Below are 16,199 nucleotides of genomic sequence, written 5' to 3'. Positions count from 1 at the left end.
GCGTTGTGAACGGCGTTGACCAGCCATTCACGGCAAGCATCGGAGCAATATTCGGAAAGCTCCAGTACCCCGCTCTCCGTAATCGCTGGCGCACCGCCAAAAACGCACGTTGGGCGTGCACACTCTGTTGAGTTGTGTCTCATTGAACGTCCAAAGGGCATAAGAAAACCCCGGCGCGCAAGCCGGGGCTAAGGGATTTATGGGGTTGTGGCGCTCTCGACGTCAGACGCCATCGTGGGCTAGCTGCGAGTACCAGACTTGGCAAGTAGGCGCATACTGGTCATCTCGGGGATGTCGCCGCAGAGGTGAGCCATGGCCGCAGACCGAGACCGACTCCTCACGATCAACATCGAGTTCCAGATAGACAAGCGCAAGGTCTACGAGGGACGGATCAAAGCCGCTTACGAACAAGCCATAACGGCGGCAGAAGACGCCGTCCGCGACTGCTTGCTTCCAGGTAGCGTGCACGCCATTCACTCGTCAATGAGCTACTCAACTCGCTACCGCCACGCCGTCGACGGCAGGTGGACGGACGACGCCCACGAAGACGAAGAGCCCGAGTCACCTGCGGCCCTGACCGGATAGAAGCGCAGGCCCCTACGCCGTCAGCTTGGAAACCACCGCGGAGAGGTCCGCGAGGATGGACGGGCAGGAGCCATGTCGGCGGCCCGTCATTGCGATGTAGCGGCCGGTCCCGTAGATCTCTACGGCCGTACCGTCGGGACGCCGGATCTTCCGTCCCTGTCGGACGTCGGCACGGCCCCAGATGTGCAGTCCGTCGCCGGACGGGGACACCTCTACGTAGGTGGCGCCCGCGTCGCGCACGATGGCTGCGGCCCACGGGGCAAGACGCCCGGTGAGCGGGTTCAAGCAGTGGTCCAGGTCGAGACAAACGATGTTGTCCTCGTCGCTCAGGACGAAGCCCAGACCGACGCCGGCCGACGAGGTTGCGGCGTCCTTGTGTGTGCTCCAGGTGCGCGGGTCCGTCGACGAGGCTGGCGTGCCGCCAGCCGTCAGAGGGACTTTCGTCGCGCTGCGTCGGATCCACCTGTCGCGGATCGTCAGCTCACGGGGAGTCGCGTCGTTCTTCGCCGCGCGGTGCGCAGCAACACGGCAACGTGTTGAGCAGAAGCGGGCACGGTGTGAGTGCCTCGCGCCCAGATGCTCCGGGCAGTGCTCGCATTGACGTGTGTTCATGGGTCCCATCCTATGGGGCGTGTAACGGTAAAACAAGCCCTGAGCTGGAGTGATGTACTGAACTGTGGGACTGAATCCCTGTGTGCCCGTGTGCCAAATCGACCCCCTCGACACCCCGGAGGGGCGCAGTTCGGGGCTCCAGCCGGCTCCTGTGGACGCCTTGGCGGCATCCCCCAGACCCGTACAGACAGCGAGGCCCAGCACCTTTACGGTTCTCTAGATCAACCGAAGGGGATCACCCCCCTGGGTGTAGGCTGCTGCTGCGCGTGAGACCGCAACGGTCCGCAGCGTCACGACTCGGGCAAGCCGAGATCATCGCGAAGACGTCCGCAACGGGCGTTTGACTGGACGTGGCTTCGGTCGCGTAGGGCCAATAAGCAACGCTGCGCAATGCAGCGCTAGTTCGACCGTCTACATGGTCCCTCGGATGGACCTCCACGACAGCACCGCAACGGTGCAGCGCGCTCCACGGCCCGGCGCGTAACGACAGGACACCTGTCGCGTTGCGGTTGCTCAGGCTTCTCAATGCGACAGGTACACACACCGTTGCCGAGGAGAGCTTGTCGTGTGGTCTGTGCTGGGCGAACTCGCCCTAGCTGCACCGTGGTTGGTCGTGCTGTTGTTCGGCGTGCTGGCCTTGATCGTGCTCGTGTCCCTGCCTCTGAGCCTGCGCGGCTCTGAAGCCAAGGAGCGCCCCGAGATCATCAGAGCGCTTGCCGACTTCTGGAGGTTCTGGCGGAAGTGACGTCAGCCCTGACCGAGCGAACTCACGTGGTCCAGCCTGACCTTGTGCACCTTCGTCGACACAGTCACGGTCAGCGCGTTGGGCCACTGAGTCGCGCCCGATGGCCAGCCGGTGAGGGACTCGGTGACATACGTCAGGGTGCCGGCGAGCGTCTGCCCACCGATCAGGTTGACGCTTACGGCCTGGCCGTTCAGCGCGATGGCCTGGTCACGGATGGTCGACAGGTATTCGTCGAACATCGCCGTCGAGGTCGTTGGGAAGGCTGTCATCGGGTCTCCATGCTGTAGGTGGGTTCGGCGAAGGGGTTGCGGCCGTCGGTGACCACGGGACGTCGCTCAGGGCGTCGACCGTCCTCATCCAGGCCGTGCTTCGCGCGGTACGCGGCAGCGCCGGCCGCGACACCGGTTGGGGTAGCGACGTCGGAACCCTGATTGCCACCTGAACGGGGCGCGGACGAGGCGGAGTTGACTGCTCCCAGCTCCGCGGCGAAGGCGGTCGCGTCTGCCGTCAGCTCCTCGTCGGTGACGCCCTGGAGCCGGGCGCTCTGTTCGACGGTCAGTCCCGCTGTGAGGCCCGCGCGGAGTCGGGCGAGTGCGAGCACCGCGGGGTGTGGCTGCTCGGGGGTGAGTTCGGTCATGGGTACTCCTAGACGAGTCATTCCGATGTGATCAGTGGTCGTAGGCGATGAGGGATCGTAGGACCGGCTGGCCGGTCTTGTGGTTGTGCCAGATCGCAGCAGCCATCGCGAGGACGCGCTGGGCGACGCGGACGGCGACGCCTTCGAAGGTCCGGCCGCCGTGCTGTTCCAGGTCGAGCTGGCCCTTGAGGGTGTCGTTGACCGACTCGATCAACTGCCGCACCGACTTCAGCAGGGACTCGCCCTTGCGTTTCTTCTCGCGCTTGAACGACGGCCGCAGCAACTCAGCGCCCCTCAGGGCCAGATCGGCCTCGAACTCCCTGGAAGCGAAACCCTTGTCGGAGATCACCAGCAGCCCCGGCCGGTTCGTGACCGTCTCGGGTTCGCGGTCGAGCATCGCGGTCAGTACCTCGCGCTCATCCAACTTCGGGGTCGCCAGAGCCCACAGGATCGGCATCCCGGTCGGGGTGCACACCAGGAACAGGCGCAGGCCCCAGAAGAACCGGCTGTGACTGGCGCAGTACCCGTATCCGGCCCAGCCGGCCATGTCCGACCGCTTCACCGTCGGACGCGAGCGACCGCACTCCACCGGCGTCGAGTCGACGATCCAGTGGTTGTCGAACCAGAAGTCCGTATCGACGGCCAGCAGCCGTATCGCCTTCTTGACCAACGGCAACGCAGCCCGCAGCCGCTTGTTCCAGCCCGGCTGCCTGGGCACGTACGGGAACATCCCGCCCAGGCGGGAGTCCACGAACCGCAGCCACCGCGACTCCGAGGTGAAGCCCAGCAACGCCTGCGCGACAGCGAGGCAGACAAGCTCGGAATCCGTCAGCCGCGGCGGCCGGCCCAGCCACCGGGTACCCCCGATCTCGTCGTCGATCTTCACGTACAGTGCGGTCAGCAGGGCGTCCAGGTTGTTCGTCACACAACGATCTTGGACGCCCTGTCTGCGTTCCCGGACACACCGTCAGCATTCGGAATGACTCGTCTAGAAGACGGGGGTTGCTTCGCGGTCGCTGACGGCCGCGTTGGGCTTGGGCGCGCTCGGTCGGGGCTTCGAGTCGTCGAGGTTCGGCGTGCTGGAGTGCGCGAACACCTTCGGCGGTTGCGGCGCGGGGATCGGCGTCACGCGCGGGCTGTAGTCGTACAGGGGGCCGTGGTCGTCGTAGGCCAGCGGTTCCGTCGCTGCTTCGACGTCCGCCGCTAGGTCGTCGAAGGACGTCGGGACGTAGCCTTTCCCAGACTGCGCGAGCCAGACCAGGTACTCAACGGTGTAGGCGTGCGAGCACATCACGCTGCGGATGTGCTCCGGAACGTCGTCCAGACGAACCCCGCGCACCTCTCCGTGGCCCTGCGCGAACCACACACGCATGCGGGCCTGTTCGTCCCCGTACGTGACTGCGCGGAGGACGTCGGCCTGAGCGTTGCGCACGTTGCGGAAGTCGCCCAGAAGCCCCGCGAGACGCCTCCAGGCGTCCAGAGCATCCGCACCCGCGTCGATAGCCTGTTCGGCCGTCGTGACGTCACCCAGGGCCGTACTGGCATCCTTTGCAGCCGACAGGATCTCCGTCAGCCGGCCGTCGAGGTGCGTCAGGACGTCAGGCGCCATCGAGTCGCGCGTGTCCTCCGCGGCGAACTTCAGCGCGTCCTCCGCACGCCGGAGCGCGACGATCTCGGCGTGCCACACCACGGCGTCAGCGTGCGCCTTGCTCGCCGTACGGGCGAAGTCGGTTGGCCACTTCCCCGTGGCCGTGAACGACGCGATGACGGCATCCTGAACGCCCGCCAGAGCTTCCGCGGGTGTCGCCCCGCGCGGGAAGTCGCGACGCAGCTTGACAATCGCGTCGTAGCGCTCCTGTGCCCTGGCGACGTCGGGCACGGTCGCCCATGCCTTCGTCAGCTCGATGTTGGTACTCGCTCGCATGGTCAGTTCCTTCGTGTCGAGAAACAGCTCAGGCCCCTAACCGGAATGGCTAAGGGCCTGTCGGTAGTACTCCGCGCGTGCTGCGTAGCGTTGACGCATTTGGTGCCGTACGTGGTCGGCGTTCTGCGCGTACACATCGCGTCGTCGTGCTCGCCAACAGGTCAGACAGTGAGGGCGTGTCCCGCCGCGTCCCATCGGATCGCCCGGGAAGTGGTTCAGGTCATGGGGCAGGGTCTCGAAGCACGTCAGGCACGTGCGCTTCCCCCTGCCCAGCACGTCAGTCGCGCGCATCGGCTCTCCATCCGCTGAGTCATCGACCTATCGATCGAATCGAAGGCAAAGAAAGCCCCCGCTCGCGGAGTGGCGACGCGGAGCACACGGCAACGAAGGAGAACCGGTGCTTCGACGCGCTCCTGACGGACGCGAGCGGGGGCTACTGCGTGACGTCGGAGAGGTGCGACGTCACGCGGCGCGTGGACCTTCAACGGCAAGGCACTCGGGGTACCGGAGGTCTCACGACGCGACGTGGGGAGGGCGACTGTGCGGCGCCCTCCCCTTCTACATGTAACTGCGAACACTCAGGCAGCGTCGGCCGACCGTACGACGCGCATGCGCTCCCGCGCGGCCGTTCGCCTCCGCTGCGTGAAGCACTCGTCACTGCACAGCCGGCGCCACCGTCGACGCTGACTCGTGGGACGTCGCTGCGTGAACTCCTGTTCGCACTCCAGGCAGTCCCCGCACCATGTCTTGATGGCGCCCTCGATCGTCACGCGCCCGCCGTCGACGACCCATGAGCGTCCCTTCTCCGCCTCCGCTTGTCGCGCGGCGAAGGCTGCGGCTATCGCGGGGTCGACGGTCACCGTCACCTCACCCACCACGGGCGGAACGATGTCGACCTCCCTGCCCGACGGCCTGCGACGCTGCGGACGCTCGTCCTCGTCAAGGCCAGCGTCTTCCCAGTCCTCGAACTGCCGCTCACCGAACTCATCGTCAGGAACGTCGTCCAGCGGGTCATGGCCCGAGAGTCCACGCCACGGAACGCGCCCCGCGGAGACGTGCGCGCCGTCGCCGTCCATCTCCCGCGCCAGGTAATCCAGATCCTCCGCCTCGTACGTGCCCCGGGTCCGTCGGCGCACGGGCACGCCACAGTCGTCGTACACAGTGGTTCCTCCATCGTCGGCAGGCATCGCGCACGCGCGCATTGCCCTACACATGAGTTATGGGGGAACTGGGGCCGGATGTGACGTGTCACCCGTCGTGACTACGCTCCGCCTCCTGCGCCTCGTCGACGGCCACGACAGACCGCGCGCCAAAGTGTCAAACTAACCGCTATTTTCATTTCTCTCTTAACGCGTCTTAGAGAGATTGAAATTAACGGTTAGTACTCCAGCTGTAGATCGCTCTTGAGCTGCTGGTGCCTACGCTTTTCGTGGCTTACGCCGCTTGCCCCAGCTGCCTTGAGGCCGGTTCCGGTCGTGGGCCAGCATCGCCGCGTCGAACTGGGCTTTGCTGGTCACTGCTCGGGGTTCAGGTACGAGCGTGGTCGCAGTCGATCGCCACGGGACAGCCGAGGCCCAGCCGACCAGGTGCATGGTCTCGTCGTAGTGCGGAGCGAACTGCGCGACGGCGATGGTGGGCATCCGGTAGTTCAGGCTGCGGACGTGTTCGAGGAACGTCTGGGGCAGCGAAACATGGTGCGTTTCCAGGTAGTGCGGGAAGTCCTGGCGCCACAACCAGGTGCCGTCGGTCACCAGTGACGAGCATCCCGGAGAGTGTCGGTGGGTGCTGCCGGTGATCACGTCGTGGCCCGCTTCCATGACGTCGATCAGGACGTGGCCGGCGTCCAGATAGGCCACCAGGTCCGCCTCGTCCGGCTCGCCGACGGACCGGACGGCGTCGCGGATCGATCCGTTCGGCTGGCCAGAGGGGGTGTCGAGTTCGTCGTAGAAGCCCAGCAATCCCAGCACTGCGTCTCCTTCGACGAGCCGTGCCGCCCGGCTGGCACTGGTAGGTGCGGCCACCGTTGATCATCGGTGTGTGAAGACAAACAATCACGCGGTGGCCGCAGGTCACAGCGTAGACGCTGCCCCCTGGCAGGAAGCCTTCGAGGGGCTGATGGACCGCATCGCGGGCAGGTTCGCCCGGGTCGAACCCCGACGGCGAATACGGCACCTGGTCCTGGGACTGCTCGCGGACCTGCCTCGGAAGAACTGCTGGACCATCGCCGAATGGGCCGGCGAGGCCACTCCCGACGCCATGCAGCACCTGCTGAGCCGCGCCAAGTGGGACGCCGACGCAGTCCGCGACGATCTGCGCGACTACGTGGTCGAGCACCTGCACGACGCCCAGGCGGTGCTCGTGGTCGACGAGACCGGCGACGTTAAGAAGGGCAGCCACACCGTCGGCGTCCAGCGCCAGTACACCGGCACCGCGGGCAGAATCGAAAACGCCCAAGTCGCCGTCTACCTCGCCTACGCAGGTCGGCGCGGACATGCCGCACTGGACCGCGAGCTGTACATCCCGCGCTCGTGGACCGACCAACCCGACCGTTGCCAGGCCGCTGGACTCGACCCGAGCACCGCGTTCGCCACCAAGCCCGAATTGGCCGCCCGCATGATCATGCGATTCCTGGACTCCGGCCACCAGACATCCTGGGTGGCAGGGGACGAGGTCTACGGCGGCAACCCCACACTGCGCGCCGCCCTGGAGGACCGCGCTACCGGATACGTGCTCGCGGTCGCCCGCACCCATGAGGTCACCACCGGGGCCAGGAAGTTCCGCGCGGACATCCTGGCCAAGAAGATCCCCAAGCGGGCCTGGCAGAAGCTGTCCGCCGGAGCCGGAGCCAAAGGACACCGCTTCTACGACTGGGCCCACATCGACCTGCCCAGCACCGCGCCAGGCCACCGCCACCTGCTGATCCGCCGCAACCGCACCACCGGCGAACTCGCCTACTACCGCTGCTACTCACCCGAGCCGGTACCCCTGACCGTCCTGGTGCGGGTCGCGGGATCCAGATGGAGGGTCGAGGAGACGTTCCAGTCAGGAAAGGGTCTGGCTGGACTGGACGAGCACCAGCTCCGCCGCTACACGTCCTGGTCCCGCTGGGTCACCCTCGCCATGCTCGCCCACGCCTTCCTGGCCGTCGTCCGCGCCGACGAGCACCGTCTCCGCCCCAGCCCCGACGACCTGATCCCGTTGACCTGCAACGAAATCCAGAGACTCTTCATCACCCTGGTTAGCCGGCCTGTTCACGAGCCAGACCACTGGCTCCGCTGGTCCCGCTGGCGACGGCGTCATCAAGCTCGTTCCCGGGCCAGCCACTACAGCCGTCAAGCCGCGAGCAGAGCATGATCGCTATCTACAGCTGGAGTATTAGTTTGGCTATTTGGTCATCGTTACAGGTCACGGCAGTGCCAAATTTGGCGACGTTCCGACGCTCGAAGCGTGTGACGGTGACGTGCGTCTCATTTTCAGGGCTGACGAGGCGCGGGAGGACGTCGACGAGAGCCAAACCGGTGCGAGACGAGGCCGCCAACACGACGAGGCGAGCCGCCGGGTTGCCCCGTTGGCCCGCCATCCGTCACAGTCGGTTACTAACTCGCGTGACGCTCCGCCTCCTCCGCCAACTTCCGGCGGAGGTAGCCGACGTTCCACGCCAAGTCTTCCGGCGCCTCTCTGAGCGCCGCTCGGACCGTGATGAGCGCCCACAGTGCACGGTCGTCGATACGTCGCCTGTCGACGTCGCCTCCGGTGACGTCCAACGCCTCACAGACGGCCTCCAGGAGGGTGCGGAGGTCTTGCACTTCGGTGCTCATACCGTCACAGCCACAGGGCGCGTAGCGGCCACGCGCTCCGCCTCAGCGACGCAGGGGGAACATACGGCGGGCGACCACACGTCGCCGACGAGGTACGGGGCCGCCTCGCTGTCGGCCGTGAAGCAGTGGAAGCAGGAGGCGGAGCGCGGGTAGTCGTACACCTCGTCGGCGGTGAGGACGCACAAGTCGGCCTGTCGCGCCTCGACGCCGAGCACGACGCTGCTGACACTGTCCATCCATGTGTCACACAAGACCACTGCCTCGAAGTCGGTCACGGCGTAGTCCCGGCCGTCGGCGACCTGAGCGGGGAGGCCGAGATGGTCAGCGACGTCGAATGCGAACGCCGTGAGGTCTTCCAGGGCGACGCGGGTCGAGGTGTTGCCGACTACGAGAACGGGGCGCTGAGTCATACTGAGACCTCCAGTGATGGAACAGAGGGCCCGTGCATCCGCCAAGATCTCGCGGGCCCTTTGTCTTGCTTGCGTCGGGGTGTGGCTACACCTTAGGCAGAGGTGTAGCCACACCGCAACCCTCTTGGTGTGGCTACACCTCTGCTACTGTCCCCAGATGCCCAACCAGCCGAAGACACCCATTAGCCGCTTCCGCATCGATGCGGAACTGTGGCAGGCATTTGGGGACGCCGTCCCCGACGACACCGACCGCTCGGAAGTCCTCCGACAGTTCGTCGCGTGGTACTGCCACCGACCAGGCACCAAGCCCCCCGAGCGGCCTCCAGCCGGCCCCTGGAGCGCGGCTCCGTAGACGCAAGAGAGTCCCCGTCGCATCCCGCGAAGGGGGCTCTTCGCTGCATGGAGTACCTTGACCCCCGAATGGGAACGGGTGTTCTATTCTGAGATACGAGCAGCGACAGCAACGGGAGCGCGCATGCGCTGGGATAGCCAGAAGGACGGACCGCTAGGGCAGCAAGCCTTCTCATGTGTGTCTGATGACAACTCCGACTCCCCCGAGTTCCGCGGGATCACCTTCCACGAGATCCGGGCCCGTTCGATCATCAACCGGGTCCCCGGGGCCTCACGCATGCCGTTCGAGTGGACGGTGAATCCCTATCGGGGCTGCACACACGCGTGTGTCTACTGTTTCGCCCGCAGGACGCACAGCTATCTGGACCTCGACACCGGTCTCGGCTTCGACTCCCAGATCGTCGTCAAGGTGAACGCCCCGGAGCTGCTGCGCCGTCAGCTCGGATCACGCCGCTGGCTCGGCGAGCACATCGCGATGGGCACCAACGTCGACTGCTACCAGCGCGCGGAGGGACGCTACCGGCTGATGCCGGGCATCCTCACCGCCCTGCGCGACCACGCGAACCCCTTCTCGATCCTGACGAAAGGCACGCTGATCCTGCGCGACCTCGACCTCCTGGTGCAGGCCTCCCAGGTCACGGACGTCGGTATCTCGGTCTCCGTCGGCTTCACCGACCCCGACCTGTGGCGCACGGTCGAGCCGGGCACCCCCGCCCCGGAACGGCGCCTGGACGTCGTACGGACACTCGGCGAGCACGGCATCGGCTGCGGGGTGCTGATGGCCCCGGTGCTCCCGTTCCTGAGCGACCACCCGGCTCAACTGCGGGACACCGTACGGGCGATCGCCGCCTCCGGGGCGACCTCCGTGACCCCGCTCGTGCTGCATCTGCGTCCCGGTGCCCGCGAGTGGTACATGGCCTGGCTCGGGCATCACCATCCGCATCTGGTGCGCCGGTACGAGCGGTTGTACGCGGAGGGCGCCTACGCCCCCAAGTGGTACCAGCGCCGGATCACCCGCCAGGTCCACGACCTGGCCCAGGAGTACGGGATGGGTCCCACGCGCGCGGGGATGCCGCGCAGGACTCCGACCGTCCCGGAAACGACCGCCCAGGAGCCGCCGGCCTCGGTTCCGACCCAGCTCACGCTGCTCTAGCAGGGCGGCGAGCGGGGCAGGACGGAGGCATGAGCGAAACCCTTCGCGCGGTGGTGTTCGACTTCTCGGGGACGTTGTTCGGACGACTCCCGGGACACAGCTGGCTGTTCGACGGGGAGTCCGCCCTCGACGAGGACGACCGCGCCCGGGTGGTGCGCGCACTGCGCCACCCGGCGGAGTTCGTCGACCGCATGACCGCCGGCCAACGCCGCGACTGGACCGACCGGGACGTGTCCGCCGAGGCCAATCACCGCGCCTACCGCGAGCTCTTCCGGATCGCCGGGCTGGACGAAACCGAATTCCCCTCGGTCTACGGCCGGTTGAACACACCCCGCCACTGGCATCCGTACGAGGACACGCTGCCCGCCCTGGAACGGCTCAGGCGTACCGGAGTGGCCGTCGGAGTGCTGAGCAACATCTCCTGGGACATCCGCGAGGTGTTCGTCCGGCACGGCATGGACCGGTACGTCGCGCACTATGTGCTGTCGTACGAGGAGGGGTGCGCCAAGCCCGACGCGGGGCTCTTCCGGACCGTTGCCCGGCGGCTGGGGGTCGCGCCCCGGCAGTGCCTGATGGTGGGCGACGATCCGGTGTGCGACGGGGCGGCACCGGAGGTGGGGATGGCCTTCGCCGAGGTCGCCACCGGGCCCGTGGGGGTGAGGGAGCCGGTGCTCGCGGACGCACTGGCCCGGTACGCGCTGTGATGCGTCACCGGGCGCGCATCCGTGCCTCCCTGACGAGGCTCGCCACGTCGTTGTGCTCGCCTCCCGGCGCTCCGCACCGAGGCCGGCTCACCCCGTCGGACACGTCCCAGAAGCACAAGCGGCGGTCCTCCGACAGCGTGGCGGCGAGACGACGGTCCAGCCACAGCACCTGACGTGTCCGCCCGCCGGCCCGGCGCAGCACCGTCATGAGTCCTCCCGTCATACCGCTCCAGACGTGTGCCGTGCCGTCGTGGGAGCCCGTGAGCAGGAGGCTCCCGTCGGGCGACCACGCGAGGGAGACCACCGACTGCCGGTGTCCCCGCAGAGGCGGCCGGGGCGACAGCCGGCCGGCCTCGTGGTCGAGCACGAGGACGGTGCCGTCCGTGCAGCCGACGGCGAGGGCGGTTCCGTCCGGGTGCCAGGCGAGGCTCATGAAGACCCTGTCGCCGCGGTACTCGGCCAAGGTGGTGTCCAGTGAGTTGACGGTGACCAGGTTGTCCTGCCCGGCCACGGCGAATTCCGTGCGCGCCGGGTGCCAGGCGACCGCGCTCAGAAAGCTCGCGTGGCGGGTCCATCCCGCCGGTTCCGCGCGGAGGCCGCCGGTCCGGTCGTAGACACGCGGCAGCCACGTCCGGTCACGGGAGACGACGGCCAGCCACGCCCCGTCCACTGACCACTGCGCGTCCGTCACCGCGTCGTGGGCGTCGGTCAGCACAGTGGTCCTGCGCAGGCGGACGCGTGCACCGGGTTCTTGCCGGAGCTCCTCGAACCCCTCCCAGAGGGACGCGGTGCCGTTGTGGTCCACCACGGCACAGCACGTTCCGTCGGGCGACCAGGCCAGGGACTCGACGATGCCGATCCCTTCCGCCTTCGCCATGCTCACAGTCGGCGGCGCACCCCCGGGCACGTACTCGGCCCAGGCTCCGTCCGGGGAGTCACTATCGACCAGCAGCAGCCTGCGCGCTTGCGGTGACCAGGCGACACAGGACAGCTCGAACTCCCACTCGGACACGGGCTCCGGGCCGACCTTCCAGATCCGCACGGAGCCGTCGTCCGCGGCACTGGCCAGCCGGTCCCCCTCGTGGGACCACGCCACATCGCACACGCCCTGGCCGTGTCCACGCAGCGCGAGGAGTTCCTCCGCTCCGGCCGCATTCCACACCCTGACGGTGGCATCGGCGGCGGCGGTCGCGAGGCGTCCGCCGGTTGGCGACCAGGCCACCCGTCTGACCTGGTCCTCATGGCCGTCGAACCGCAGCGGCCGGCCCCCTCGCCCGTCGATCCACTCGTGCGTCAGCGCCTGGTTGCTCTGGTCACCGGCGACCAGCCGGACTCTGTCCGCGGTGGTGGCGGGATCGAAGCGCACGCACCGCACCGGTCTCGCCTCCTCCGCGTCGGAGAACTGCCGCAGCTGCACGAGGTCGCCGTCCGGACCGTGCAGGTCGATCAGCCCGTCCTCCCGTGCCGCCGCCACGTACCGGCCGTCCGCGGACATGTCCGCGTCCCACAGCCGGACCGTGTTGCCCTCCTTGTCGGTGCTGAGGCAGGTCCTGACGGGCTCTCGTCCGACGCCCGCCACGTCCCACACCCGGACCCTGCCGTCGTGACCGGCCACGAACACCTGCCGGCCCGACGAGGAGAACCGGACCGACCACGGCCGGTCGTCCAGCGGCACGATCCGCATCTCGTCCTTCGTCCGCCAGGACCACAGCCGCAGGGTCTGGTCCGTGGAGACCGACGCGATCAGCTCCCCGTCGGCGGACCAGTCCACCGAGCGCACCCATCCCGGCCCGCCCCCCAGGGCGTCCCTGGCGTGATGGAACTCCGCGACCATCTCGCCGGAGACGGCGTTCCGCACGCGTACGCCGCCGTCCTTGGAAGCCGTGACGACCATGCTGTCGTCGGGGGACCAGGCCACCCCCCACAGGCCCGCCTCCTGGTCGTGGAACGAACGCAGCTGGGGGTGGGCGGCCATCGCGCGGCGCAGCGTGCGGCGCCATTCACCGAGGTCGGGTGCGTGCAGCAGCAGCCGGACCAGCACGTCTGCCTGGGCCGAGCCGTCGCCCGCGAGCAGGTGCAGAGCTCCCAGCGGATCGCTCCCGACCAGTGCCTCGGCCCGTCTCGTCTCGTCGTCCGCCATCCGCTGCAGCGACTGCTCCACCAGACTCAGCGCGGCTCCCGACAGGTACAGGTCCCGTAACGTCCCGCGCAGTTCGGGCCATGCCTCGACGAACTCGCCCTCTCCTGCGGCGCCTTCGGTGTGCCGCGACAGCACGGACAGCAGCCGCAGCAGCCGCGAGGCCGGAATCAGCTGGTCCGGCGGGTGTCCGAAGCGGGCCCAGTCGGCTGCGATGTCCTCGATCTCCCGCCGTGCGCGCAGCGCGTCGTGATCCCGTGCCAGGCTCTCGCGCAGGCGGGGCCAGTGGACGAAGAGACTCTCGTGGGCGACTTCGAAGGCGTCCTCGGTGAGGCGCTCCCACTCGGGGCCGGAGCCCGACGGCTCGACGGATCGCGGACGCTCGTAGGGATGACGGACGGTCGTGAGCACCCGGCACTCCACGAAGGGCCGCAGCAGCCGCAGTTCGCGTTCCGGAAGGTCCCGCAGGGCGACCGGCCTGCGGGTGTACTTGCCCGACTCGTCCACCGACACCAGACGCCTCAGCGCCTTGAGGACGGCCCGCTCGGCCTCCGGCACCGGTTGCCGGTCGCCGTCGACGAGGCTGTCCCGGGCCAGCAGGAACGCCTCCTCGGCCTGGGCCTTGAGCACCTCCTGCACGCGTCCGGAGGCCTCGTACTCGCTCCTCGTGATGGCCCTGGGCGGCCGCTTCCCGTCCGGGTTGACCCGCTCCCAGAGCTTTTGCAGCGCGAAGGCGAGGAGCGGCAGGGTCTCTCCGGCCGCGTCCTCGTGCATGAGGCCCAGCGCGTGGTCGTCCAGGCGCCACCCCAGGGTGTCCAGCGGCGCGTTGATGACCACGGGCAGTTCCGTGCGGCTCAGCGGCTTCACCAGATGGTGGTCCCGCAACAGGGGCGCGAACGCCTCGAACCGCATCAGCGCGTCCAGGAAGTCGGCGCGCACGGTGTACACCAGCCAGGCGTGCAGACGTACGGCTTCGGCGAGAGCGCGGACGAACAGCGATGCCTCGGCTTCGGCCTCCGCCTCGGTGGTGGACAGCAGCAGTTCCTCGGCCTGGTCCACGATCACGAGGATCCGCGCGTCCCGCACGCTCCCGGCGATGTCGCCGAGCAACTCCGCGAGTCCCTCGGGTCGTTCACCCAGCCGACGGAGTACCTGCGCCGTCGTGTCCGTGTGGAGCCCCAGGTCCCGGCGCACTTCGGCGACCGTGCCCGCCAACGCCGTCAGGCCTCCTCGGGCGGGTGTCACGGGCCCCAGGACGATCCAGTACGGGTTGCCCCCGCCGGTGGTGGGCGGACGTTTCCTCAGCAACGGCACCAGCCCCGCGCGCACCAGCGACGACTTGCCCGCCCCGGACGGGCCGATCACCGCCAGCGCGCCGTTCGGGCGCCGGCTCAGCAGCGGCCGTGCGACCGCGTCGATGTCCTGGTCCCTTCCGAAGTAGACCGACGCGTGCTCTTCCTGGAATGCGGTCAGACCGGGGAAGGGGGAGGCCAGGGCGGGCCCGCGCGAGACTCCCGCCTCGTCGAGCAGGAGCAGCGCCGTGCGCTCCGCGTCCGCCATGGACCGGGGATCACCGGGATCGACCCGCAGTGCCTGCCGGGTGTCGAGGATGCCGCGCCCCTGCGGGACCCCGCTGAAGAACTCCACGACGAGAGCCTCGGGCCTGCGCTCCCTGAACAGGGAGATCTCCCAGACGCACCACTCGGCCGCCGATCCCTCCGTGGTGACCACGAGGAGCGCCTCCGCGGCGAGCAGGTTGCGGCGCAGTTCGTCACGCCAGGCGTAGGAGACGGCGGGGCCGTGTCCGCGCAGGGCGTAGGCGTAGCAGTCCGTGTAGCCGGCCGACCGCAGGACGTCGACGAGCCGGTGGGCTGTCGTCCCGCCGTCGGCGGCGTGGTAACTGATGAAAACCCTGCCCATGACCCTCCCCCAAGGCACACTCGGACTGGCGCATCATGCCCCGGACGGCCCTTCGACATGCTGCTTCCGGGCTTTGCCTGCGCGGTCGGCGGTCAAGCATGTACAGGAGCTCGCGGTGAAACAGGACCACTTCCAGGATCCCGACGCCCCGGCGGCCAACCGGCTGTGGCCCGTGGTCAACGGGGCGGTGGCGGACGAACGGGGACGGCTGCTGCTCATCGAGCGGTCCGACGACGGTTACTGGGCGCTGCCGGGAGGCATGGTCGACGTCGGGGAGTCGTTCTCGGAGGCCGTGGTGCGGGAGGTGCGGGAGGAGACGGGACTGGACATCGCCGTCTCAGGGCTCATCGGCCTGTACTCCGACCCACGGCACGTCACGTCGTACGACGACGGAACGGTGAGCCAGGAGTGTTCGCTGGTCTTCCGTGGCACTGTCGCGGGCGGACGGCTGCGGACCAGCGACGAGTCGCGCACCGTACGTTTCGTCGAGGCTCGGGAGATCGACACGCTCCGTGTGCATCCTTCGATGCGCCTGCGGATCAGCCATGCGCTCGGGAATCCCTCCCGTCCGTATCTGGGCTAGCGGAGCCGTGCCAGGTGTCCCGGTCGCGTCGGGTCCGCCGGCCGGTTATTCGGAAGCGTGCCTGCTCGCACGCGCCTAGGGTGCCCCCATGAACGACCCGATCATCGTGCGCGAGATGACCCTCGACGACTGCGACCGTGTGTCCGAGATACGTGTCCGGGGCTGGCAGCACGCCTACAAGGGCCTGATGCCGCAGCCGTACCTCGACGCCCTCAGCGTGGCGGAGGACGCCGAGCGTCGGCGGACGTTCTTCGTGCGGGCCGGGTCGGAGATCGTCGACCTGGTCGCGGAGCGGGCCGGCGAGGTCATCGGCTGGGCCTGTCACGGGCCGTACCGGGAGGGCGAATTCCGCACCGACGACGCCGAGTTGTACGCGATCTACGTGGACGTCGGGCAGTTCGGCGGCGGAGCCGGGCAGGCGCTGCTGGGCGAGGCGACACGCCGGTGCGCCGACGCCAGGCACCGGCGCATGTACCTGTGGGTCCTCAAGGGCAACGACCGCGCCCGGCGGTTCTACGAGCGGGCGGGGTTCACCGCCGACGGCGCCGAGGAGCCCTCCGACGTGGACGGGGTCGCCGTACCGGAGGTGCGGTACGTGCGGGAACTGCTCGGCTGACGCC

17 protein-coding genes are annotated in these 16,199 nt (G+C 68.3%); 7 read left to right on the top strand and 10 right to left on the bottom strand.

Features of this window, described 5'->3' with window-relative positions; all coding sequences use genetic code 11:
• Positions 1–312 precede the first annotated feature (312 nt).
• The gene (locus OHN74_RS35505) at positions 313–585 is read left to right on the top strand and encodes a hypothetical protein (RefSeq protein ID WP_327698659.1); all 273 of its coding nucleotides are present in this window, start codon (positions 313–315) and stop codon (positions 583–585) included.
• A 12-nt stretch (positions 586–597) separates the two neighbouring features.
• Here the strand turns inward: OHN74_RS35505 and OHN74_RS35500 are convergent, their stop codons facing one another.
• Positions 598–1,197, bottom strand: a complete 600-nt coding sequence (locus OHN74_RS35500) for a bifunctional DNA primase/polymerase (RefSeq protein WP_327698658.1) — start codon at positions 1,195–1,197, stop codon at positions 598–600.
• Positions 1,198–1,762: 565 nt separating this feature from the next.
• Here OHN74_RS35500 and OHN74_RS35495 point away from each other — a divergent pair.
• Positions 1,763–1,942, top strand: coding sequence for a hypothetical protein (locus OHN74_RS35495; protein ID WP_327698657.1), 180 nt, complete (start codon positions 1,763–1,765; stop codon positions 1,940–1,942).
• A gap of 2 nt (positions 1,943–1,944) precedes the next feature.
• Here the strand turns inward: OHN74_RS35495 and OHN74_RS35490 are convergent, their stop codons facing one another.
• From OHN74_RS35490 to OHN74_RS35465, 6 genes are all read right to left on the bottom strand, one after another.
• Entirely contained in the window at positions 1,945–2,211 is a 267-nt protein-coding gene (locus OHN74_RS35490) for a hypothetical protein (protein WP_327698656.1), read from the bottom strand.
• A complete protein-coding gene (locus OHN74_RS35485) occupies positions 2,208–2,579 on the bottom strand; it encodes a hypothetical protein (RefSeq protein WP_327698655.1) in 372 nt (123 codons plus the stop codon). The genes OHN74_RS35490 and OHN74_RS35485 overlap by 4 nt, the downstream gene beginning before the upstream one ends.
• Positions 2,580–2,610: 31 nt before the next feature.
• Positions 2,611–3,504: an IS982 family transposase gene (locus tag OHN74_RS35480; RefSeq protein ID WP_327694926.1), complete on the bottom strand. Its 894-nt coding sequence runs from the start codon at positions 3,502–3,504 to the stop codon at positions 2,611–2,613.
• Positions 3,505–3,567: 63 nt separating this feature from the next.
• Positions 3,568–4,503: a hypothetical protein gene (locus OHN74_RS35475; protein ID WP_327698654.1), complete on the bottom strand. Its 936-nt coding sequence runs from the start codon at positions 4,501–4,503 to the stop codon at positions 3,568–3,570.
• A 578-nt stretch (positions 4,504–5,081) separates the two neighbouring features.
• The gene (locus OHN74_RS35470; protein WP_327698653.1) at positions 5,082–5,663 is read right to left on the bottom strand and encodes a hypothetical protein; all 582 of its coding nucleotides are present in this window, start codon (positions 5,661–5,663) and stop codon (positions 5,082–5,084) included.
• 258 nt (positions 5,664–5,921) lie between these two features.
• Positions 5,922–6,470: a hypothetical protein gene (locus tag OHN74_RS35465; protein ID WP_327695236.1), complete on the bottom strand. Its 549-nt coding sequence runs from the start codon at positions 6,468–6,470 to the stop codon at positions 5,922–5,924.
• Between the two features lie 148 nt (positions 6,471–6,618).
• Between OHN74_RS35465 and OHN74_RS35460 the strand changes: the two genes are divergently transcribed.
• The gene (locus OHN74_RS35460; protein WP_327700150.1) at positions 6,619–7,857 is read left to right on the top strand and encodes an IS701 family transposase; all 1,239 of its coding nucleotides are present in this window, start codon (positions 6,619–6,621) and stop codon (positions 7,855–7,857) included.
• 242 nt (positions 7,858–8,099) lie between these two features.
• Here OHN74_RS35460 and OHN74_RS35455 read toward each other — a convergent pair whose 3' ends face one another.
• Positions 8,100–8,321 (bottom strand): hypothetical protein, encoded by a 222-nt coding sequence (locus OHN74_RS35455; RefSeq protein WP_327698652.1) that lies wholly within the window; start codon positions 8,319–8,321, stop codon positions 8,100–8,102.
• Complete coding sequence (locus tag OHN74_RS35450) at positions 8,318–8,731, bottom strand: hypothetical protein (protein WP_327698651.1); 414 nt, start codon at positions 8,729–8,731, stop codon at positions 8,318–8,320. The genes OHN74_RS35455 and OHN74_RS35450 overlap by 4 nt, the downstream gene beginning before the upstream one ends.
• A 475-nt stretch (positions 8,732–9,206) precedes the next feature.
• On the opposite strand from OHN74_RS35450, the gene OHN74_RS35445 reads away from it, so the two are divergent.
• Both OHN74_RS35445 and OHN74_RS35440 read left to right on the top strand, forming a co-directional pair.
• On the top strand, positions 9,207–10,235 hold the full coding sequence (locus OHN74_RS35445) for an Rv2578c family radical SAM protein (RefSeq protein ID WP_327698650.1): 1,029 nt from the start codon (positions 9,207–9,209) through the stop codon (positions 10,233–10,235).
• Positions 10,236–10,264: 29 nt separating this feature from the next.
• Positions 10,265–10,939: an HAD family hydrolase gene (locus OHN74_RS35440; protein ID WP_327698649.1), complete on the top strand. Its 675-nt coding sequence runs from the start codon at positions 10,265–10,267 to the stop codon at positions 10,937–10,939.
• 4 nt (positions 10,940–10,943) lie between these two features.
• Here OHN74_RS35440 and OHN74_RS35435 read toward each other — a convergent pair whose 3' ends face one another.
• Positions 10,944–14,996, bottom strand: coding sequence for an nSTAND1 domain-containing NTPase (locus OHN74_RS35435; protein ID WP_327698648.1), 4,053 nt, complete (start codon positions 14,994–14,996; stop codon positions 10,944–10,946).
• Positions 14,997–15,111: 115 nt separating this feature from the next.
• Here OHN74_RS35435 and OHN74_RS35430 point away from each other — a divergent pair, with 115 nt between their 5' ends.
• Together OHN74_RS35430 and OHN74_RS35425 are read left to right on the top strand one after the other, a co-directional pair.
• Positions 15,112–15,579 (top strand): NUDIX hydrolase, encoded by a 468-nt coding sequence (locus OHN74_RS35430; RefSeq protein ID WP_327698647.1) that lies wholly within the window; start codon positions 15,112–15,114, stop codon positions 15,577–15,579.
• A gap of 88 nt (positions 15,580–15,667) precedes the next feature.
• Positions 15,668–16,195, top strand: coding sequence for a GNAT family N-acetyltransferase (locus OHN74_RS35425; RefSeq protein ID WP_327698646.1), 528 nt, complete (start codon positions 15,668–15,670; stop codon positions 16,193–16,195).
• Positions 16,196–16,199 lie beyond the last annotated feature (4 nt).

It is taken from the genome of Streptomyces sp. NBC_00459, from assembly GCF_036013955.1.
Classification (GTDB): Bacteria; Actinomycetota; Actinomycetes; order Streptomycetales; family Streptomycetaceae; genus Streptomyces.
This window is presented reverse-complemented; position numbering and strand designations above follow the sequence as displayed.

Excerpts from the sequence above, each read along its gene's own strand:
- OHN74_RS35505 (WP_327698659.1), top strand. The coding sequence starts at position 313 with ATGGCCGCAGACCGAGACCGACTCCTCACGATCAACATCGAGTTCCAG.
- OHN74_RS35500 (WP_327698658.1), bottom strand. The coding sequence starts at position 1,197 with ATGAACACACGTCAATGCGAGCACTGCCCGGAGCATCTGGGCGCGAGG.
- OHN74_RS35490 (WP_327698656.1), bottom strand. The coding sequence starts at position 2,211 with ATGACAGCCTTCCCAACGACCTCGACGGCGATGTTCGACGAATACCTG.
- OHN74_RS35485 (WP_327698655.1), bottom strand. The coding sequence starts at position 2,579 with ATGACCGAACTCACCCCCGAGCAGCCACACCCCGCGGTGCTCGCACTC.
- OHN74_RS35475 (WP_327698654.1), bottom strand. The coding sequence starts at position 4,503 with ATGCGAGCGAGTACCAACATCGAGCTGACGAAGGCATGGGCGACCGTG.
- OHN74_RS35460 (WP_327700150.1), top strand. The coding sequence starts at position 6,619 with ATGGACCGCATCGCGGGCAGGTTCGCCCGGGTCGAACCCCGACGGCGA.
- OHN74_RS35455 (WP_327698652.1), bottom strand. The coding sequence starts at position 8,321 with ATGAGCACCGAAGTGCAAGACCTCCGCACCCTCCTGGAGGCCGTCTGT.
- OHN74_RS35450 (WP_327698651.1), bottom strand. The coding sequence starts at position 8,731 with ATGACTCAGCGCCCCGTTCTCGTAGTCGGCAACACCTCGACCCGCGTC.
- OHN74_RS35445 (WP_327698650.1), top strand. The coding sequence starts at position 9,207 with ATGCGCTGGGATAGCCAGAAGGACGGACCGCTAGGGCAGCAAGCCTTC.
- OHN74_RS35440 (WP_327698649.1), top strand. The coding sequence starts at position 10,265 with ATGAGCGAAACCCTTCGCGCGGTGGTGTTCGACTTCTCGGGGACGTTG.
- OHN74_RS35435 (WP_327698648.1), bottom strand. The coding sequence starts at position 14,996 with ATGGGCAGGGTTTTCATCAGTTACCACGCCGCCGACGGCGGGACGACA.
- OHN74_RS35425 (WP_327698646.1), top strand. The coding sequence starts at position 15,668 with ATGAACGACCCGATCATCGTGCGCGAGATGACCCTCGACGACTGCGAC.